The sequence below is a fragment of the Salipiger sp. 1_MG-2023 genome, assembly GCF_030547555.1.
GTDB lineage: Bacteria > Pseudomonadota > Alphaproteobacteria > Rhodobacterales > Rhodobacteraceae > Salipiger.
Genome location: NZ_JAUOQN010000028.1, coordinates 24101 through 44828 on the forward strand (window position 1 = coordinate 24101; position 20728 = coordinate 44828).

Genomic DNA, 20728 nt, shown 5'->3' on the forward strand with positions numbered 1-20728 from the left:
GCAAAGCCCAGCAGGATATGTCATGACTCGTACCGCCCCCGTTCGCTCGCCCGTCTTCGACCAGCTCGCCGCCGCCGCCAAGGATCGCATCCTGATCCTTGACGGCGCGATGGGCACACAGATCCAGAAGCTCGGCCTTGCCGAGGGCGATTTTCAGGGCTGCGGCGGCGGCGCCTGCACCTGCCATTTGCCGCACGCCAGCGACAAGCCGCAGCAGGGCAACAACGACATCCTGAACCTCACCGCGCCCGACGTGATCGAGGACATCCATTACCGCTATGCCATGGTCGGCGCGGATATCGTGGAAACCAACACGTTTTCATCGACCACCATCGCGCAGGCCGATTACGACATGCAGGCGGCGGTGCATGATCTGAACGTCGAAGGCGCGCGGCTGGCACGCAAGGCGATGGACCGGGCCGAAGCGACCGATGGCCGACACCGCTTTGTCGCGGGCGCGCTTGGGCCGACCAACCGCACCGCGTCGATCTCGCCCGATGTGAACAACCCCGGCTACCGCGCCGTCAGCTTCGACGATCTGCGCATTGCCTATGCCCAGCAACTGCGCGGGCTGATCGAGGGCGGCATCGACATCGTGCTGATCGAAACGATCTTCGACACGCTCAACGCCAAGGCCGCGATCTTTGCCTGCGAGGAAGTGTTCGAAGAGACCGGCACCCGCCTGCCGGTGATGATCTCGGGCACCATCACCGACCTGTCGGGTCGCACGCTGTCGGGGCAGACCCCCACCGCCTTCTGGCATTCGGTGCGCCACGCCCAGCCGTGGACCGTGGGCCTGAACTGTGCGCTTGGCGCCGATGCGATGCGGCCCCACTTGGCCGAGATCGCCGGCGTCGCCGACACGCTGACCTGCGCCTACCCCAACGCTGGCCTGCCCAACGAGATGGGTGAATACGACCAGACCCCCGAGGAAATGGCCGCGCTGATCAAAGGTTTCGCCGCCGAGGGGCTGCTGAACGTGGTTGGCGGCTGCTGCGGGTCAACCTATGAGCATATCGCCGCTGTCGCCAAGGCGGTCGAGGGCTACAAGCCCCGCACCATCCCCGAGGCCCAACCGCTGATGAAACTCTCGGGGCTCGAGCCCTATACGCTGACCAAGGACATTCCCTTCGTCAACGTGGGCGAGCGCACCAACGTCACCGGCTCGGCCAAGTTCCGCAAGCTGATCACCAATGCCGATTACGCCGCCGCACTGGATGTCGCCCGCGATCAGGTCGAGGCGGGCGCACAGATCATCGACATCAACATGGACGAAGGCCTGATCGATTCCAAACAGGCCATGGTCGAATTTCTCAACCTGATCGCCGCCGAGCCGGACATCGCCCGCGTTCCGGTGATGATCGACAGCTCGAAATGGGAGATCATCGAGGCTGGCCTGAAATGCGTTCAGGGCAAGCCGGTGGTCAACTCGATCTCGATGAAGGAAGGCGAAGAGGCATTCCTTGAACAGGCCACGCTGTGCCGCCGCTACGGCGCCGCGGTCATCGTCATGGCATTTGACGAAAAGGGACAGGCCGACACCGAGGATCGCAAGGTTGAAATCTGCACCCGCGCCTACAAGCTGCTGACCGAAAAGGTGGGTTTCCCGCCCGAAGACATCATCTTTGATCCCAACGTCTTTGCCGTGGCGACGGGCATCGAGGAGCACAACAATTACGGCGTCGATTTCATCGAAGCCACCCGGCGCATCACCACCGATTGCCCGCATGTGCATATCTCGGGCGGCGTGTCGAACCTGTCGTTCAGCTTTCGCGGCAACGAGCCGGTGCGCGAGGCGATGCACGCGGTGTTCCTCTATCACGCCATCCAGAACGGCATGGACATGGGCATCGTCAACGCCGGACAGTTGGCGGTTTATGACCAGATCGACGCCGACCTGCGCGAGGCCTGCGAAGACGTGGTGCTGAACCGCACGCCCGAGGCGACCGAGAACATGCTCGAGATCGCCGAGCGTTACCGTGGCACCGGCGGCGCAAAACCGCGCGAAAAGGACATGTCGTGGCGCGAACTGCCGGTTGAGAAGCGACTGGAACACGCGCTGGTCAACGGCATCACCGAATTCATCGAAGCCGACACCGAAGAGGCGCGCCTTGCCGCCGATCGCCCGCTGCATGTCATCGAAGGGCCGCTGATGGCAGGGATGAACGTGGTTGGCGACCTGTTCGGCGCGGGCAAGATGTTCCTGCCGCAGGTGGTCAAATCCGCCCGCGTGATGAAACAGGCGGTCGCCGTCCTGCTGCCCTTCATGGAGGAAGAAAAGCGTCTGAACGGCGGCGAGGGTCGCGAAAGCGCTGGCAAGGTGTTGATGGCGACGGTGAAGGGCGATGTGCACGACATCGGCAAGAACATCGTCGGCGTCGTGCTGGCCTGCAACAATTACGAGATCATCGACCTGGGCGTCATGGTCTCCGCCGAAAAGATCCTCGCAACGGCCAAGGCCGAAGGCGTGGACATCATCGGCCTGTCCGGCCTGATCACCCCGTCGCTTGATGAGATGGTGCATGTGGCGTCGGAAATGGAACGCACCGGGCTTGATATCCCGCTGCTGATTGGCGGCGCGACCACCAGCCGTGTGCATACGGCGGTGAAAATCCACCCGCGCTATGGCAAGGGGCAGGCGGTCTATGTCACCGATGCCAGCCGCGCCGTGGGCGTGGTCAGCTCGCTGCTCTCGCCGACGCAAAAGCCGGAGTATGTGGCAAATATCCAAAGCGAGTACACCGATGTTGCCGAAAAGCACGCCCGCGCCGAGCTGGCGAAAAAGCGCATCAGCATCCAGCAGGCGCGCGACAATGCGCTGAAGCTCGACTTTGGCAACCACGTCCCCGCGCCAAGCTTCCTCGGCAACCAGACGCTGCCCGACTGGGATCTGGCAGAGCTGGCGGAATACATCGACTGGACGCCGTTCTTCCAGACCTGGGAGATGAAGGGCGTCTACCCAAAGATCCTCGACGACCCCAAGCAGGGCGAAGCCGCCCGCGCCCTGTTCGCCGATGCAAAAGAGATGCTGGACCAGATCATCGCCGAGAAATGGTTCTCGCCCAAGGCCGTGGTCGGCTTCTGGCCCGCCAATGCGGTCGGTGATGACATCGCGCTTTACACCGACGAGACCCGCACCCAGCCGCTAGCGACCCTGCACACCCTGCGCCAGCAGACCGCAAAGCGCGAAGGCCGGCCCAACGTGGCGCTGTCCGATTTCGTCGCGCCAGAGGGCAAGCCCGACTACGTCGGCGGCTTCGTGGTGACCGCAGGCGCCGAAGAAGAGGCCATCGCGAAACGCTTCGAGGCGGCGCATGACGATTACCGCTCGATCATGGTCAAGGCGCTCGCCGACCGCTTTGCCGAGGCACTCGCCGAGCGCCTGCACGAAAAGGTCCGCAAGGAGCTCTGGGGCTACGCAGCTGACGAGACCACCTCCGCAGCCGACCTCATCGCTGAGAAATACGCAGGCATTCGCCCCGCCCCCGGCTACCCTGCCCAGCCCGATCACACCGAAAAGGATACCTTGTTCGCGCTGCTGGGGGCGACCGAGGCCACCGGCGTCGAGCTTACCGAGAGCTTTGCCATGTGGCCGGGCTCATCGGTCTCTGGCCTCTATATCGGACACCCGGACAGCTACTATTTCGGTGTGGCGCGCGTCGAACGGGACCAGGTCGAGGATTACGCCGCACGCAAGGGCATGACCACAGAGGACACCGAACGCTGGCTTGCTCCGATTCTCAATTACGTACCGGGCAATGCGGTGGCAGCAGAGTAAGGGGGCCAGCCCCCTCGGCCTTGCGGCCTCACCCCCGGAGTTTTTCTGGCAAGATGAAGCGCAGGCGCCCGCCCCTTCATCTTGCCCTTAAACTCCGGGGGTTTGGGGGCTGGCCCCCAATGCGTTTCCGCGGCGGGGCGCGCCGTCAGTTCTTTTTGCCGAGGTGTTTCGTCAGCGCGCCTGCATTCTTTTCGCGACGGCCCTTGTAGGGATTCTTGTCAGACGCATCGCGCATATAAAGCCGGATCGGTGTGCCGGGCATGTCGAAGCTTTCACGCAGACCGTTCACCAGATAGCGCGCATAGCTCTCCGGCATCTTGTCTGGATGCGAGCATTTCACCACGAAGGCGGGCGGGCGCGTCTTGGCCTGCGTCATGTAGCGCAGCTTGATGCGCTTGCCCTGCGGCGCGGGAGGCGGGTGCGAGGCCACCATACCTTCGAGCCAGCGGTTCAACTGTCCGGTTGTCACGCGGGCGTTCCAGGTTTCCCACGCCTTGATGATCGCGGCGTTCAACCGGTCAAGTCCGCGCCCGGTTTTGGCAGACACCGTGACAAGGGGCGCGCCGCGCAACTGCGGCAGCAAGCGGTCAAAGGCTTCCTTCAGGGCCATCAGCTTTTCCTGCTTGTGCTCTTCGACGTCCCATTTGTTGACTGCGACCACCACGGCGCGCCCCTCCCGCTCGGCAAGGTCGGCGATCCGTAGATCCTGCTGTTCAAAGGGAATCGCCGCATCCAGAAGCACCACCACCACCTCGGCGAACTTTACCGCGCGCAGGCCGTCGGAGACCGAGAGCTTTTCCAGCTTTTCCTGCACCTTGGCCTTTTTGCGCATCCCCGCCGTGTCGAAGATGCGCATCGGCGTGCCCTGCCAGTCGATGCGCACCGAGATGGCATCGCGGGTGATCCCGGCTTCGGGGCCGACCAGCAGGCGGTCTTCGCCAAGGATCTTGTTGATCAGCGTCGATTTGCCCGCGTTCGGGCGGCCCACCACGGCGATCTGCATCGGACGTGCATCGGTGATCTTCGGCAGCGGGCTGTCGGGATCATCGTCTTCGGACAGCGCGACGTCGGTCTCCGGGGATTCGGCGGCGGCGCGCTCGGCGAATTGATCCGCCAGCGGCTGCAGCACGCCATAGAGGTCGGGCATCCCTTCGCCGTGTTCGGCTGACAGGCGCAGCGGCTCGCCCAGGCCCAGCCCATAGGCTTCGAGCACGCCAGCCTCGGCGGCAGAGCCTTCGGCCTTGTTGGCGGCGAGGATAACGTGCTTCGCCCGCTTGCGCAGGATCTCGGCAAAGATCTCGTCAGTCGGGGTCACCCCGGCGCGCGCGTCAATCAGGAACAGGCAGATATCGGCCATGTCGACGCCGCGTTCGGTCAGGCGACGCATCCGCCCCGGAAGGCTGTCGTCGGTGGCGTCTTCAAGCCCGGCCGTGTCGATCACGGTGAAGCGAAGATCGCCGAGCCGCCCTTCGCCCTCGCGCAGATCGCGCGTCACGCCGGGCTGGTCGTCGACCAGCGCCAGACGTTTGCCGACAAGGCGGTTGAAAAGCGTGGACTTGCCGACATTCGGGCGGCCCACGATGGCGAGAGAGAAGGACATGACAGGCACCCCGGATCACGGCATTGGATCACAAGCCGCCCCGATAGCGCATTTGCGCCCCCCGCGAAAGGGGGCGCTTTCGCAGGCTCAGCGATAGGCCAGCAACTGGCCCGTGGTGCTGACCACATAAAGCGTGCCGCCTGCGACCACAGGAGCGGTTGTCGCGCCTCCCGGAATGGGAACGGCCGAGAGCAGCGCGCCATTGACCGGATCGAAGCTGCGCAGCAGCCCGTCGGACGAGGCGATGACCAGTCGTCCGCCCGCCATGATCGGGCCGTGATGCGCATAAGCCGAGTCGCGCTTGCGCTGCGGCTTGCGCACCGCGACATAGCCCGGAAGTTCTACCGCCCAGACCTGTTCGCCGCTGTTGGCATCCAGCCGCACGAGGCGGTTTTCATCCGAAACGAGGAACACCGAATCTGTCGTGGGCCAGACCGGCCCCAGTGCGCCCAGCTTTGCCGTCCAGATCCGCTCGCCGCTGTCGAGGTTGAAGCCGACCACCCGGCCCGAATGATTGCCGACAAAGACCTTGTCGCCAGAAATCACCGGCCCGCCGGTGATGTCGGTCACCGTGGCAAGGGCAGAGCCCTGCCGCGTGCCAACCACATCCGCCGACCAGCGCCGCAGCCCGCCCTGCCGAAACAGAGCCTGCACGCCGCCGCTGCCATAGGCAAAGATCACCAGATCGTCCGACACCGCCGGCGTCGGCGCACCGGCGACGTTGTTGATGTCGCCAAGCCCGGTCGAATCCCAGCGGATGCGCCCGGTATCGGCCTCGAGCGCCCAGCCCAGCTCGTCGCCCGAGGTCAGGTAGACCAGCCCGCCCGCCACACTCGGTGCGCCAGTGGCGGTGTTGCCAAGGCGCTGCGTCCAGATTTCGGCCCCGGAGGCTGCATCCAGCGCCGTCACCCAGCCAAAGCCCGAGGTCACGTAGAGCCGCCCGTTGTCATAGGCCAGCCCGCCGCCCTGCGCCTGATCAGCAGCGTCGCGAACCGGGATCATCGGTTTGCGCCAGGCGATCTGGCCGGAGGGTGTCACGGCGCTGACCACATGGCCTGCATCCATCACGAACACCCGCCCACCGCCGACCACCGGATCGACATTGAGCCGCGTGCGCTTGCCATCGCCGGTGCCGATGTTCACCGCAAAGGCCAGCGCGGGCGCGCGGCTCAGCGCCGCGTTGCCGGTGCGCGCAAAGGGCGACACCGGGGCCTGCGCCCAGTCGGCATTGTTTACCAGGGCGGGCACCGCCACAGGGCGGGCGCTGTTCACCGGAGTCGCCGCATCCGGGGCGGCGGTGCGCAGCACTTCGCGGGTGCCATAGCGCTCGCCCCGCAGGATCGGCTCGGGTTCTTCGCAGGCGGCCAGCAGCGTCAGGCCGACCAGCCCCGCCGAAATCATCGTGATGCGCAAAAGACCTGCCCCCTGCCGTTCCTGCCTGCCCTGCGCCGGTTTCCCCGGCATTGGGCGCTCTGTCTGACCCGTCATCGGGCGCTCCGCCCAGCGTTAGCTGTCATCGGGCGTTCCGCCCTGTATTATCCGTCATTGGGCGTTCCGCCCCGTTTTATTCGTCATTGGGCGTTCCGCCCAAAGCCACAATCAACTGAGACGCGCGCTGGCGCAAGCCCGCGGTGATCTCGGAATCCTCTAGGATGCGCCGCAGCCGTTCCAGCGCAGCATCGGCGCTGCCGGCCTCGATGTCCAGCAGGGCAAGCTGCTCTTCGGCGAGCAGCCGCAAGGGCTTGCCGGGCACCGCAAGTCCTTCGAGCCCGGCGCGCCGGTCCTCAAGGCTCAAGGGGCTGTCTTGCAGGGTCATCGTCTTCCATGTGGCGATATCGCGGTAGATCTCCGGCAATTCGCCATCGACGGTCACCGATTCCAGCGCCTGCGCGGCAGTGTCCGGCGCGCCATCCTGCGCCGCATCCGCCGCCAGCAGCATGGCAACCACGGCGCGGGTCTGCGGCGTTGGCGCGTCGATCGCCGACAGCTGCGCCACGCGGGCCTCGGGGGTCTCGGCGTCGAGCGCGCCGAGCACCTCGTCGCCCAGCGCCTGCGCCTGCACACGCTTCTGCGACTGGCTGTATTCGTGCCATGCCGCCCCGCCAACCAGCGCAAGCACTGCGACGATGCCGATCCAGCCGTAACGCTTCAACAGCGCATAAAGCTTGTCGCGGCGAACTTCTTCGGTCACCTCGTCGATGAAACTGTCCGGATTGCTCAAGGGCGGCCTCGCTCGGGTTGTTCGGCCTTTCCTTACAACCCGAGACCCGCCATGCCAAGGCCGCGCCCGCTTGATCGGTGTTACGGGCGCGGCTAACCTGAACCGGCTGGTTCAAATTCACGTCAAGACCTGTCGAGCGAATCCCCTTATCACGGAAACCGCGCCCAGTAAGACCGTCGAAAGCCCTTGCCCATGCGTCCTGTCTCGATCCTCACCGCGATTGTCGTCATCGCCGTTCTTTACGGGGTCGTGATGGAGCGCGACCGACTGCTGGGCTGGGCGCGTGACATCGCCCCGGCTGAGCAGCCCGAGTCCGCCGCCGCCCCTGCCCCCGCGCCCGAGGATGCCCCCGGCACCGTTGCGGTGATGGCGCTGCATTCGCAGGCGCAGGAAATCGACGATGCGGTGCTGCTGCGCGGCCAAACGCAGGCCTCGCGCGAGGTGCAGGTGGCGGCCGAGATCGCCGGGCGGGTGATTTCCGAGCCGATCCCCGGCGGCACAGAGGTGATGGCGGGCGATCTGCTGTGCCGGCTCGATCCGGGCACCACCGGCGTGTCGCTGATCGAAGCCGAGGCGGCGCTGGCCGAAGCGCGCGCGCAGCGCCCGCAGGTCGAAGCCCGCATCCCCGAAGCCGAGGCGGCGCTGCTGCAGGCGCAGGCGCGGCAAGAGGAATCGCAGATCAACCTGACCGCCGCCGAGAAGCTATCGCAAAGCGGCTATTCCTCCAGAACATCGCTGGCCGCGGCTCGTGCCAATCAGCGCGCCGCCGAGGCCGGGGTGCGCAGCGCCGAAGCCGGGATCAAGGCGGCGGCCTCGGGCATTGGCAGCCTTGAGGCGCAGATCGAAAGCGCCCGCGCCGGAGTGGCCCGCGCCAAGACCGATGTCGACAATCTCGACATCACCGCGCCCTTTGCCGGGGTGCTCGAGACCGACACCGCCGAGCTTGGTACCCTGATGTCGGTCGGCACCCGCTGCGCCACGGTGCTGCAACTGGATCCGATCAAGCTGGTCGGTTACGTACCTGAAACCGATGTGTCCCGCGTCATGCCGGGCGCGCGCGCCGGGGCGCGGCTGGCGGGGGGCGAGACCGTCAGCGGCACCGTCACCCATGTCGCGAGCCGCGCCGACGAGACCACCCGCACCTTTCTGGTCGAGATCACCCTGCCCAACCCCGGCCACGCCATCCGCGCCGGGCAAACCGTCGAGATCGGCATCGAGGCCGCGGGCGCGCTGGCCCATCTGGTGCCGCAATCGGCCCTGACGCTGGACGATGACGGGCGGCTGGGCGTGCGCTCTGTCGCGGGCGACGGCACCGCGATGTTCTTGCCGGTCACCGTGCTGCGCGACACCCGCGCCGGGATCTGGCTGGGCGGGCTGCCGCGCCGGGTCGACATCATCACCGTGGGTCAGGAATACGTCACCGACGGCGTGCCGGTCACGGCATCCTTCGAAAGTGTGCTGCCATGACCGGGCTTGTCGACTGGGCCGCGCAGCGGGCACGAATGGTCATGGCCTTCATCGTGCTGAGCATCGTGGCGGGGGCATGGGCCTATGCGACGCTGCCCAAGGAAGGCGAGCCGGATATCGAGATTCCGGCGCTGTTCATCTCTGTCCCTTTCCCCGGCATTTCCGCTGAAGACAGCGAAAAGCTGCTGGTCAAGCCGATGGAAACCGAACTGTCGGATCTCGACGGGCTCAAGACCCTGTCGGGCACCGCCGCCGAAGGCTACGCCGGGGTCGCGCTGGAATTCGAATTCGGCTGGGACAAGACGCAGATCATGGCCGATGTGCGCGATGCAATGACCACTGCCTCGGGAAATTTTCCCGACGGGGCCGAAAGCTACAGCATCAACGAGATCAACTTTTCAGAATTTCCCATCCTGATCATCTCGCTGACCGGCCCGGTGCCCGAGCGCACCATGGCGCAGGTGGCGCGCGATCTGCAGGACCGGGTCGAGGGGCTGGACTCGGTCCTCGAAGCCGGCATCGCCGGCAATCGCGACGAGATGGTCGAGGTGGTCATCGACCCGCTGCGGCTGGAATCCTACAACGTCACCGCGCCCGAGCTGATCAACGTGGTGCAGAACAACAACATGCTGGTGGCGGCGGGCGAGGTGACCAGCGACACCGGCAGCTTTTCGGTCAAGATCCCGTCGAGCTTTGACGAGCCGCGCGACATCTACGACCTGCCGGTCAAGGTCAACGGCGACCGGGTGGTGACGCTGGGCGATCTGGCCAGCATCGCGCTGACCTTCGAGGACCGCACCGGCACGGCGCGGTTCAACGGCAACAACACGGTCGCCTTGCAGGTGGTCAAGCGCAAGGGGTTCAACCTGATCGACACCTCGGCGGCGGTGCGCGCGGTGGTGGCGCAGGCGCAGGCCGACTGGCCGCCCGAGCTGCGCGCCGCCGTCACCGTCGCGGCCAGCAACGATCAAAGCCGCATCGTCGATTCGATGGTCAAGCAGCTGGAAGGGGCGGTGCTGACGGCGATTGCGCTGGTGATGATCGTGGTGCTGGCGGCGCTGGGAACGCGGGCGGCCCTGCTGGTGGGCTTTGCCATCCCGACGTCGTTCCTGCTGTGTTTCCTGCTGCTGATGGCGATGGGCATCACCGTGTCGAACATCGTGATGTTCGGGCTGATCCTTGCGGTGGGGATGCTGGTGGACGGGGCCATCGTGGTGGTCGAATACGCCGACAAGCGCATCGCGCAGGGCACCGGCCCGATGCACGCCTATGTCGAGGCCGCCAAGCGGATGTTCTGGCCGGTGGTGTCCTCTACCGCGACAACGCTCTGCGCCTTCCTGCCGATGCTGTTCTGGCCGGGCATCGCGGGGCAGTTCATGGGGATGCTGCCGGTCACGCTGATCTTTGTGCTGTCGGCGTCGCTGATCGTGGCGCTGATCTATCTGCCGGTGATGGGGGGCGTTTCGGGGCGGTTTTCGCGCGGGCTGCATGGCAAGGGGCAGGCGCTGCGCCGTGCCCTGCCGCAGTGGTGGATGCGCGCCGCGCTGGTGCCGGTGGCCTTGCTGGGCATGGTCCTTGGCGCGCTGATGGTGCTGAACCCGTCGTTCCTGTATACCGCGCCGGGCGATCTTGGCTGGCAGCGCTGGCTGCCCGGCATCGGGCTGTTTCTGGCGTTTTCCGTCATGGCCTCGATCACCATGGACGCAGCGCGCATCGAACACCGCCGCAAGCGCATCAAGGGCAGCTATCGCCGCACGCCGTTTGGCCGTGTCATCGCGCTGGTGGCGGGCAATCCGGTGATGCCGCTGGTGACCATCGGGGCGGTGGTCTTTTTCGTCATTTCGGTCTTCGGCTATTATGGCGAGAACAACAACGGCACGGAATTCTTTACCGAATCCGAACCCGAGCAGGCCATCGTCTATGTGCGGGCGCGCGGCAACCTGTCGCTGCGGGAAAAGGATGCGCTGGTGCGCCGGGCCGAGGATATCGTACTGACCCATCCCGGCGTCGCCACCGCCTTTGCCTTTGCCGGCGATGGCGGTCTGTCATCGAACACCGGCGGTGCGCAGCCGCCCAAGGACACCATCGGCCAGATCCAGATCGAGATCGTGCCATGGGAAGACCGCCGCGATCGCCCCGAACTGGACGGCGATCTTGTGCTGGCCGAGCTGACGCAGGCGCTGCAATCGATCCCCGGCATCCAGATCGAGATCCTCGATGTCGCGATGGGCCCCGCCTCGGCCAAACCGGTGCATCTGCGGATCAAATCCGACGACTGGCAGGCGCTTCTGGACGCAACCGCCACCGCCCGTGCCAAGTTTGACTCGTTGCCCGGCCTGCGCCTGATCGAAGACACCCGCCCCCTGCCCGGCATCGACTGGCAGATCGACGTCGATGTCGAAAAGGCCGGGCGCTACGGTGCCGATGTCGCCACCGTCGGCGCGATGGTGCAGCTGGTGACGCGCGGGCTGATGCTGGACACCATGCGCGTCGACAGCTCGGACGAGGAAATCGACATCCGCGTGCGCCTGCCCGAAGACGACCGCGTGCTGTCGACCCTCGATACGCTCAAGGTGCGCACCTCGGGCGGGCTGGTGCCGCTGTCGAATTTCATCACCCGCCAGCCGGTGAACAAGCTGGCCGAGATCAACCGGGTCGACCAGAAGCGCCATTTCGACATCAAGGCGGGGGTTGTCGAAGGGCTGGTGGCCTTCCATCACGAGGGCGAGATCACCGGCTATGGCCGCGAGGAGACCTCGGGCACCGTCACGCTCAGGGGCACCCGCTATGCGCTGGTGCAAGGCACCGCCCCGGACGGGGCGCAGGCCACCCCCGTCACCCCGGCCGAGCGGATCGCGGCGCTGACCGACTGGCTGAACGCCACCCCCCTGCCCGCTGGCATCAGCTGGGAATGGACCGGCGATCAGGAGGAAGAGGCCGAGAGTCAGGCCTTTCTCGGGCAGGCGTTCTCCGCCGCGCTGGCGCTGATGTTCATCATCCTGCTGGCGCAGTTCAACAGCTTTTACAACGCGGTGCTGGTGCTGCTGGCGGTGGTGTTGTCCACGGCGGGCGTGTTCCTTGGCATGATCGTGCTCGACCAGACCTTCAGCATCATCATGTCGGGCACCGGGGTGGTGGCGCTGGCGGGGATCGTGGTGAACAACAACATCGTGCTGATCGACACGTTTCAGGATTATTCCCGCTACATGCCCCGGATCGAGGCGATCATCCGCACCGCCGAAGACCGCATCCGCCCAGTTCTGCTGACCACCATCACCACCATCGCCGGGCTGTTTCCGATGATGATGGGGCTGAGCCTCGATTTCTTCGGCGGCGGCTATACCGTCGACAGCCCGACATCGCTGTGGTGGAAACCGCTGGCGTCGGCGGTGGTGTTCGGCCTTGCGGTGGCGACGGTGCTGACGCTGGTCTTCACCCCCGCGATGCTGGCGCTGCGGATCTGGGCGACGACCTATCTGCACTGGATCGCGCGGGCGCTGGCGGCGCTGTCGCTGGGCGCGGGCAGCCGGGCGGCGCGCGACTGGGCGCTGATGCGCGCGGCGCGGCGGATCAAGGCACCGACAATCCTGTGGGAAGACATGCCCGACGCGGCCCCGCACGCGGATGCTCCAACGCTGAAGGTCGCGGAATAGCGCCGGGAAAAGTGGCAGCGCCGCCAATCGGCGGCCAGAACCTGCTTAATTTCTGGTCATTTCGCCGAGGCGTGGCAATATGGCCGCGCAAGCCTACCTGTGCCCTGCCCAATCACGATAGACGGCCCCAAGAATGATCTCGTTTCGCGAACCTGCCTATTTCGTCGCTCTTCTGATCATGCTGGGCTGGCTTTTGCACATCGGCAAACCGGTGCTGCTGCCGATCATGATTGCGCTGATCGCGCTGTATATCCTGTCGAACCTGACCACCCGTCTGGGCGAGTTGCCGGGATTTGGCCTGTTGCCCGCCTTGTTGCGCCGGGTGCTGGTGCTGCTGTCCTTTACCGCGCTGGTGGTGCTGGTCAGCTTCTACGTCGTCGAGACCTTTGCGCAGGTCGCCGTGGTGCTGCCGAGCTACGAGAGCAATCTCGACCGTGTGGTCACCCGCATCGCCATGATGATCCGCATCGAAGACGAGCCGACATGGGCCAACATCCGCGCGCTGACCTTTGATCAGTTCGAGGTTGGTGCCATCATCGGCCCGGTGCTTGCCTCGCTGCGCGGCTTTAGCAGCACGGTGTTTCTGGTGATCCTCTACGCCTTCTTCTTCATGGCCGAACGGGCAGGCATGCCCGACAAGCTGCGCCTCGCGCTTGGCGACAGCCGCAAAGAGGCCAAGACGGTCGATCTGTTCGACCGCATCAACACCCGCGTCGGCGACTATCTTGCGGTCAAGACGGTGGTGAACATCATCCTCGGCGTTCTGTCCTACGGGGTGATGCTGCCGCTGGGCATCGACTTTGCGCTGTTCTGGGCGATCCTGATCGCGCTGCTGAATTACATCCCCTACATCGGCTCGATGATCGGGGTGCTGTTTCCGGTGCTGCTGAGCCTTGCGCAGACCGGTTCGATCGGCATGGCGGGCACGGTGATGGTGGCGCTGACTGCGGCGCAGATGTTTGTCGCCGGATTTCTTGAACCGCGCATGATGAGCCGGGCCTTCAACCTGTCGCCGTTTGTGGTGCTGCTGGCGCTGGCCTTCTGGTCGTCGCTCTGGGGGCTGGCAGGGGCGGTGCTGGCGGTGCCGCTGACCGCCTCGCTGATCATCGTCATGGCCGAAATCGAAACCACGCGCCCGGTGGCGATCCTGCTGTCGGCCTCGGGCAAGGTCTGATCACCGCGCCGCACGGTTTCGTCAGACCCATGTGATGTCACGGATAAACACGGTTGCGTTGACGCTCTTATGTTTGGGCATCGCGGCAAATATTGTTTGCGCGCTTACATTCATTTTTGCTGGAAAGTTCGACGTCAATGATACCCAACCTGCCCCTGAGAAACCTGCTCGTCGCCGGGCTCGCCGGTGAGATCGCCTTTGAAGCCTATGCATGGCTGATCTCGCCCCTGCTGTTTGGCGTGGCCCTTGCGCCCGCCAACCTGATCGTCGCGCTGACCAAGCTGGGCTTCGGGCTTGAGATCCCCTACGCCGCCGGCTTCGCGGTACATTTCACCATCGGCGCGCTCGGGTTCTCGGCCTTCGTCTGGCTGACGCATCTTGTGACCCGCACCCGGCTGGTGCTGTCTGGCGCGATTGCGGGCTTTGTACTGTGGTTCGTGGCGCAGGGCATTCTGGCACCCGTGGTCGGGCGCAGCTTCATGATGGGGTTCGGCCCCTACACGCAATCCTCGTTCATCGGACATGTCGGCATGTCGATGCTGATCGGTTTCGTGCTGCTGAAGCTGACCGCCGCCAAACCCTTGGTGGGCAACCGCGCCTCTGTGCTGGAGTGACGGCACGAAGCCAGAACGCAAAACGCCCCCGCAATGTCCTGCGGGGGCGTCTTTGTTCAGGCTGATCAGTTCGGGATCAGGTCTGGAATGATCGTCACGATCCCCGGTGCGAACCACAGCAGCGCCAGCCCTGCCACCTGTATCAGCACGAACGGAATGACGCCCCGATAGATATGCCCGGTGGTCACCGCCGCTGGCGCCACCCCGCGCAGGTAGAACAGCGCAAAGCCGAAGGGCGGGGTCAGGAACGAGGTTTGCAGGTTCACCGCGATCATGATCGTCACCCATTTGGGATCGAACGAGCCGCCATAGATCACCGGGCCGACGATTGGCACCACGATGTAGATGATCTCAAGGAAATCCAGCACAAAGCCCAGCACGAAGAGCACCAGCATCACCACGAGGAACACCTTGTGCTCGTTGTCGAAGCTTTGCAGGAATTGCTGGATATAGTGTTCCCCCCCGAAGGAGATCACCACGAGGTTCAGCAGCTGCGACGCCACGAGGATGGTGAACACCATCGATGTCACCTTGGCGGTCTCGCGCACCGCCGGTGTCAGCACCCCGGCCTTGAACAGCACCCAGCAGGCAAAGAGCAGCCCGAACAGCGCATAGAGATAGGCGATCTGCGCCACCACGAAGGCCGCCCAGTTCTCGAATCCCGCGCCCTCGGTGGTCACCCGCAGGTCGAAGTTGACCCCGACGAGGATCATAACCACCACCGCCAGCGTCGACCACAGGATGATCTTGGGCGATTGTTCCTGCTCGCCCAGCTTGCGATAGGCGGCAAGCATGATGGCCCCGGCCGCGCCCAGCGCCGCGGCGGGCGTCGGGTTGGTGATCCCGCCAAGGATCGAACCCAGCACCGCCACGATCAGCACCAGCGGCGGGAACACCACGCGGATCAGATCGTTGGTCGCCATGCGCTTGGCTGCGAAGGCGCAGCCGTAAAGCATGATCGCCCATGGCACCGCCATCAGCACCACCGTCATCCCCGCCGAGGTCGTCGGCCCGATGAACAGGATGTCGACGATCAGCCCCAGAACGATGCCAAGCGCGCCGATATACAGCGGCACCGGGTCCGACATCGGAGAGGTCGCCCGCCCCCATGCCAGCACGATGCCGAAGAACACGGCGATGATCGCGATGCCGGTGCCGATGGGCGCGGCATTGTCGATCTTGGCCTGAAGCGCCACGGCCATTTCCTCGGCGTCCAGCTTGTGACCGGCATCGACACCGCCCGCGGCGTCGATCTCGGCCTGCTGGGCCACGGCAGCGTCCCATGCCGACTGGCCGTGCAGGTCGATCATCGCGGCCTTGCACTGCTCGCCGACGTTGGTGCGCAGCGATGCGTTCTGGCCGCTGTCCGAAAAGCTCGACACCACGGTCGACTGGCTGCCGACCATGTTGACCTGCCCAAAACCGATCATCGCGACGATCAGCAGCAGCGGCACGCCAAGATACCAGGTAAAGGCCTCGCCGCGGGTGACAGGCTCGCCGACCGCGCCTTCGGACATCACCGGCGGCGCCTTGTGCGGGTTGAGCATCGCGTAGCCAAAGGCATAGGCCGCATACAGCACCGCCAGCAGGATCCCCGGCAGCAGCGCCGCCTGAAACAGCGTGCCGACCGACACAACGGCAGGCTTGCCAAGATAGGTCAGCGCGTCGGTGCAGCCCAGCGACTGCGCGCGGGCCTCTTGCGCGGTGGAATACAGATCCCCCGCCAGCGTGCCCAGCAGAACGATGACGATGGACGGCGGGATGATCTGCCCAAGCGTCCCCGAGGCCGCGATGACCCCGGTCGCCAGTTCCGGCGAATAATTGTTGCGCAACATGGTCGGCAGGGCGAGCAGCCCCATGGTGACCACGGTCGCCCCGACGATCCCGGTCGAGGCGGCAAGGAACGCCCCCACCACCACGATCGACACGGCCAGACCGCCCGGCAGCGGGCCAAACACCCGCGCCATGGTCTTGAGCAGGTCATCGGCAATCTTCGAGCGTTCAAGCACGATGCCCATCATCACGAACATCAGCACCGCCAGCAGCGTTTCGATGCTGGCCCCGGCTATGACACGTTCGTTCACCCGGTTGACGATGAAGGCAAGGTTGCGGTCCATCGCCGTTTCCCAGCCCTGCGGGAACAGATGTTCGGCAAAGCGTGGCAGATCCGGGTAGCGGAACTTGGAAATCGTGTCTTCCTTGACCCCGCTGGCCACCAGATCGCGATACGCCTGCGAGCCGCTGTCGATGGCCTGATGCACCAGCAGCCCCGCGCTATCGAGCGCGGCGATGATGGCAAAGGAAATCACCCCGGCGCCGCCGATGGCGAACGCCACCGGAAACCCCGAGAGAATGGCGGCAAAAAGCGTGAGAAAGACGATGATCAGGCCAATCTCGACGCCATCGAGTCCGAAAAGCATATGCGTGGTCCCTCTCAGAATTCCGCGTGATCGTAGGCTTCTTCGCCCGTTTCGATCTGGTCGTGGTCGTGATAGCGGCCTTCGGATTCAGGCCCTTCGCGCAGCTCCATCAGCGAGCGCCAGAAGAAGGTGATGCCTTGCAGGAAAATGAAGGCGCACATCAGCACGATCAGGATCTTGAACAGGAAGTAGGCGGAAAAGCCGTTGGGGCTGAAGGCGATGGTCTCGACGTTCCAGCGCAGCGCCCGGGATTTGTTGAGCAGCCGCTCGAGGCTTTCCGACGCCGACGGGTTCGGCACGATCAGGTGGCGCCACAGGAAGAACCACGAATACAGCCACATCAGCACCGCCATCGGCACCATGAAGATCAGGCTGCCGACCATGTCGATAATCTTTTTGGTGCGGTAGCTGACCGGCGAATACAGCAGATCGACGCGCACATGCCCGCCCTGCACAAACGTATAGGCAAGGCACAGCGCCACGACGATGGCGTTGTACAGCTTCAGCTCTTCGGACCACCAGCTGACATCGAAACTGATCGGCAGGCCAAAACCGAACGACAGGTCAGGCCGGGCAAAGATGCGCTGCACAAAGATGATGACCACCTGTTGCAGCACCATCAGCAGGCCCGCCCATGCGGCGATGCGCCCGACGGAGTTGTGAAGCGCCTCGAGGCCGCGCACCATCCCCCACATGACACTTCCGCGCCATAGCCCAATGGCCGTGAGCACAAGAAAGGTCGTGAAGACGATGAAGAACAGTTCGGTAGACGCGCCGTAGTAGACAAAGCGCATGATGGCCTGCTTGTCCGACCAGTCCAGCCAGCTGGCGGGATGGGTCAGCGCATAGCCGAGATTCCAGAATGACATGGCAATATTGCCAAAGAACCAGGCCAGGCCATCCAGTATCGCACTGAGCGCCCCGCCCGAGGCAGCCTCTTCCATGACCCTACCCCCGTATGCTGTGTTGTTCCCCGGCCGGCGTTCGCGGCGCGCGGCCATCGTTCAAAAGCGTTGCGCCCCCGCGCCGGGCGGGGGCGCTGACCCGGGCCTTGCCCTGATCAGATACCCATCACGCGGTTACGCTGCGTGGTGAAGGTACCTTCGGACCGTGCGATCCACTGCGCCGACGATTTCAGCGAGTCCATGTAGCTGGCGTGACAGCGGGCATAAAGCTCGTCGCCCATCGGCTCTTCGGCCACTTCTGTCGCCGCCGCGCCAAAGGCATCCCAGACGCTGTCGGGGAACTCCATCAGCTTGACGCCGCCGGCCTGAAGCCGCTGCAGCGCTGCCGAGTTGTTGGCCATGAACAGCGACATCGACCAGATATTCGCCGCGCGAGTCACCTGATTGATGATTTCCTGCTGGCCTGCGGTCAGGCTCTCGTAGGTATCAAGGTTCATCGTCAGGTTCAGGTTCGGCCCCGGCTCGTGGAAACCACCGGTGTAGTAGATCTTGGTGATCTCCTGGAAACCGGCCTTTTCATCGGCCCACGGGCCGATCCACTCGGTGCCGTCGATCGCGCCCGACGACAGCGCCTGATAGACTTCTGCGCCCGGCAGGTTCTGCACCGATGCGCCGAGCTTGCCGAGCACCTGACCGCCCTGCCCCGGCATCCGGAACTTGAGGCCCTGGAAATCCTCGGGGCTGTTGATCTCTTTGGAGAACCAGCCGCCCGACTGCGGGCCGGTGTTGCCCGCCGGGAACGCCTTGAGGCCGAAGATGCTGTAAAGCTCTTCGGACAGCTCTGCGCCGCCCTCGTGATAGATCCAGTTGGCATATTCCATGAAGGTCATGCCGAAGGGGATCTGGCTGAAGAAGCTGATCGCCGGGTGCTGGCCAAGGAAATAGTAATCCACGCCATGGTACATGTCGGCCTGACCGGCAGACACCGCGTCGAACACCTCGAACGCGCCGACAAGCTCACCGGCAGCCTTGAGATCGACGGTCAGCTGGCCATCGGTGGCGGCGGTGATCTGGTCAGCGCAATATTGCGCGCTGTCGTGAACCCCGGCGAGGCCACGGCCCCATGTGGTCACAAGGGTCAAGGTCCGCTTGCCCTGCGCATAGGCCGGGGCCGCAAGCGTAGACGCAGCAGCAGCAGCGCCACCAGCAGTGGTGGCCCTCAGAAATGAACGGCGATCCATGTATGTCCTCCCGAATTGACGTGCGGGTCCGGCTCCTCCCGAGGCCCGCGCGGATCGTTGTCGTGCCGGCCACATTACGGAGGCCCGCCCCGCTAGAAAATACCCACTGCTACGGAGTTGCGCAGAAAAACTGCACGAAAGCCGGTGTTTTCCGCAGTTTCAGAACCCGGCGAGGCTAGGGCTTTGCGCGCAAACGTGATTTGCTTTCCCCGCACACCATGCATCGATGGGGCCGAATGATCGCGATTCTCGACCGGCTGCGGCCTAGCTACGGCCAGAAACTGTTCCTGCTTGCCACGGTGCCGCTGATTCTGTCGGCGGCCGCCATCGCGGCGATCGTTTCGTGGCAATCGAGCGCCACCGCCGACCGCGAGATCCGGGCGCTGGAAATCCAGCTGATCGAGGCCAAGAAGCAAGAGCTGCGCAATTACGTCACACAGGCGCGCAACGGGTTCTATTTCATCTACGGCGGCGCCGCGCCCGATGACGCCGAGGCCAAGGCCAAGGTCGCGCAGATCCTTGCGGCGATGATCTATGGCGAGGACGGCTCATTCTTTGTCTACGATTACGACGGCACCAACCTTGTCTCGCCCCGCCGCACCGGGATGATCGGCCGCAACTGGTCGGGCCTGACCGACCCCGAAGGCACGCCGATCACCGACCGGCTGATCGAGATCGCCCGCGAGGGCTCGGGCTATCACGAATATCTCTGGCCCAAGCCTTCAACCGGCAAAGAGGCACGGATGATCACCTTTGTCCTTGGCTTTCAGGACTGGCAATGGGCGGTCGGCACCGGGGTCTGGATCGACGACATCACCCATGAGGTGGCGGCAGCGCGCGCCGGGGTCGAGGCACGGGTACGCCGCACCTTCCTGTATATCGGAGGCATCACGCTGACGGCGCTGCTGATGGTGTTCGCGTCGGGTCTGGTGATGAACCTTCGCGAACGGCGGCTGGCGGATGCCAAGCTGAAGGAACTGACCCAGCGGGTGTTCGACGCGCAGGAAGAAGAGCGCGGGCGGGTGGCGCGCGAATTGCACGACGGCATCAGCCAGATCCTCGTCGGGGTGAAATACGCGCTCGACATCGCGCGCCGCCGCGTTGCCACCGGCGATGCGCGCGCCGGCGAGGCGCTCGCGCGCGGGCAGGAGAACCTGTCGGGGGCCATTCAGGAGGTGCGCCGGATCAGCCGCGATTTGAGGCCGGGAATGCTTGATGATCTGGGGCTTGGCCCGGCGATCAAGGCGCTGACCGAAGATTTCCACGCCCGCACCGGCATCGACACCTGTTTCGAAACCGTGGTGTTCCGCAACCGCATCGATCAGGAGGGGCGCATCGCGCTGTACCGCATCGCGCAAGAAGCGCTGACCAACGTCGAGCGCCATTCCGGCGCCACCAAGGTCGACATCGATCTGCGCGGCCATCGCCGCGGCTGCACCCTGCGGATCGCCGACAACGGCTGCGGCATAGAGCGCGACAGTCAGGATCGCCGTGGCATCGGCCTGCGGAACATGCAAGAACGCATGGACCAGCTGGGCGGGGTGCTGCGGGTGCTGTCCTCGAAGTCGGGCACGGCGATCGAAGCAGAAATCCCGCTGTCGCATCTGTTGCCACCCGAAAACGCCCCGCCTTCGGCAAGGGCCAGCGCATGAGGC

The 20728-nt window shown here is 64.8% G+C and carries 12 protein-coding genes; 6 read left to right on the top strand and 6 right to left on the bottom strand.

Features of this window, described 5'->3' with window-relative positions:
- Nucleotides 1-22 precede the first annotated feature (22 nt).
- Complete coding sequence (gene metH / locus Q4543_RS14080) at nt 23-3778, top strand: methionine synthase (RefSeq protein ID WP_303439100.1); 3756 nt, start codon at nt 23-25, stop codon at nt 3776-3778.
- 145 nt (nt 3779-3923) lie between these two features.
- On the opposite strand, the gene der is transcribed toward metH, so the two are convergent.
- The 3 genes from der to Q4543_RS14095 form a co-directional block, all read right to left on the bottom strand.
- A complete protein-coding gene (gene der / locus Q4543_RS14085) occupies nt 3924-5378 on the bottom strand; it encodes a ribosome biogenesis GTPase Der (protein ID WP_216005128.1) in 1455 nt (484 codons plus the stop codon).
- An 87-nt stretch (nt 5379-5465) separates the two neighbouring features.
- Nucleotides 5466-6791 (bottom strand): PQQ-like beta-propeller repeat protein, encoded by a 1326-nt coding sequence (locus Q4543_RS14090; RefSeq protein WP_303439123.1) that lies wholly within the window; start codon nt 6789-6791, stop codon nt 5466-5468.
- Between the two features lie 151 nt (nt 6792-6942).
- Nucleotides 6943-7599: a tetratricopeptide repeat protein gene (locus Q4543_RS14095; protein WP_303439101.1), complete on the bottom strand. Its 657-nt coding sequence runs from the start codon at nt 7597-7599 to the stop codon at nt 6943-6945.
- A gap of 192 nt (nt 7600-7791) precedes the next feature.
- On the opposite strand from Q4543_RS14095, the gene Q4543_RS14100 reads away from it, so the two are divergent.
- From Q4543_RS14100 to Q4543_RS14115, 4 genes are all read left to right on the top strand, one after another.
- A complete protein-coding gene (locus Q4543_RS14100) occupies nt 7792-9066 on the top strand; it encodes an efflux RND transporter periplasmic adaptor subunit (RefSeq protein ID WP_303439102.1) in 1275 nt (424 codons plus the stop codon).
- Complete coding sequence (locus Q4543_RS14105) at nt 9063-12719, top strand: efflux RND transporter permease subunit (protein WP_303439103.1); 3657 nt, start codon at nt 9063-9065, stop codon at nt 12717-12719. The genes Q4543_RS14100 and Q4543_RS14105 overlap by 4 nt, the downstream gene beginning before the upstream one ends.
- 133 nt (nt 12720-12852) lie before the next feature.
- Entirely contained in the window at nt 12853-13893 is a 1041-nt protein-coding gene (locus Q4543_RS14110) for an AI-2E family transporter (protein ID WP_303439104.1), read from the top strand.
- 137 nt (nt 13894-14030) lie between these two features.
- On the top strand, nt 14031-14507 hold the full coding sequence (locus Q4543_RS14115; RefSeq protein ID WP_303439105.1) for a hypothetical protein: 477 nt from the start codon (nt 14031-14033) through the stop codon (nt 14505-14507).
- Nucleotides 14508-14572: 65 nt separating this feature from the next.
- On the opposite strand, the gene Q4543_RS14120 is transcribed toward Q4543_RS14115, so the two are convergent.
- The 3 genes from Q4543_RS14120 to Q4543_RS14130 form a co-directional block, all read right to left on the bottom strand.
- Complete coding sequence (locus tag Q4543_RS14120) at nt 14573-16927, bottom strand: TRAP transporter large permease subunit (protein ID WP_303439106.1); 2355 nt, start codon at nt 16925-16927, stop codon at nt 14573-14575.
- A 14-nt stretch (nt 16928-16941) separates the two neighbouring features.
- Nucleotides 16942-17871 (bottom strand): TRAP transporter small permease subunit, encoded by a 930-nt coding sequence (locus tag Q4543_RS14125; RefSeq protein WP_303439107.1) that lies wholly within the window; start codon nt 17869-17871, stop codon nt 16942-16944.
- 116 nt (nt 17872-17987) lie between these two features.
- Entirely contained in the window at nt 17988-19073 is a 1086-nt protein-coding gene (locus Q4543_RS14130; protein WP_303439108.1) for a TRAP transporter substrate-binding protein, read from the bottom strand.
- Between the two features lie 236 nt (nt 19074-19309).
- Between Q4543_RS14130 and Q4543_RS14135 the strand changes: the two genes are divergently transcribed.
- Nucleotides 19310-20725: a cache domain-containing protein gene (locus tag Q4543_RS14135; RefSeq protein WP_303439109.1), complete on the top strand. Its 1416-nt coding sequence runs from the start codon at nt 19310-19312 to the stop codon at nt 20723-20725.
- Nucleotides 20726-20728 lie beyond the last annotated feature (3 nt).

Bases quoted from the DNA above. Each gene is read 5' to 3' on its own strand.
- metH (WP_303439100.1), top strand. From the start codon at position 23: ATGACTCGTACCGCCCCCGTTCGCTCGCCCGTCTTCGACCAGCTCGCC.
- der (WP_216005128.1), bottom strand. From the start codon at position 5,378: ATGTCCTTCTCTCTCGCCATCGTGGGCCGCCCGAATGTCGGCAAGTCC.
- Q4543_RS14100 (WP_303439102.1), top strand. From the start codon at position 7,792: ATGCGTCCTGTCTCGATCCTCACCGCGATTGTCGTCATCGCCGTTCTT.
- Q4543_RS14105 (WP_303439103.1), top strand. From the start codon at position 9,063: ATGACCGGGCTTGTCGACTGGGCCGCGCAGCGGGCACGAATGGTCATG.
- Q4543_RS14110 (WP_303439104.1), top strand. From the start codon at position 12,853: ATGATCTCGTTTCGCGAACCTGCCTATTTCGTCGCTCTTCTGATCATG.
- Q4543_RS14115 (WP_303439105.1), top strand. From the start codon at position 14,031: ATGATACCCAACCTGCCCCTGAGAAACCTGCTCGTCGCCGGGCTCGCC.
- Q4543_RS14120 (WP_303439106.1), bottom strand. From the start codon at position 16,927: ATGCTTTTCGGACTCGATGGCGTCGAGATTGGCCTGATCATCGTCTTT.
- Q4543_RS14125 (WP_303439107.1), bottom strand. From the start codon at position 17,871: ATGGAAGAGGCTGCCTCGGGCGGGGCGCTCAGTGCGATACTGGATGGC.
- Q4543_RS14130 (WP_303439108.1), bottom strand. From the start codon at position 19,073: ATGGATCGCCGTTCATTTCTGAGGGCCACCACTGCTGGTGGCGCTGCT.
- Q4543_RS14135 (WP_303439109.1), top strand. From the start codon at position 19,310: ATGATCGCGATTCTCGACCGGCTGCGGCCTAGCTACGGCCAGAAACTG.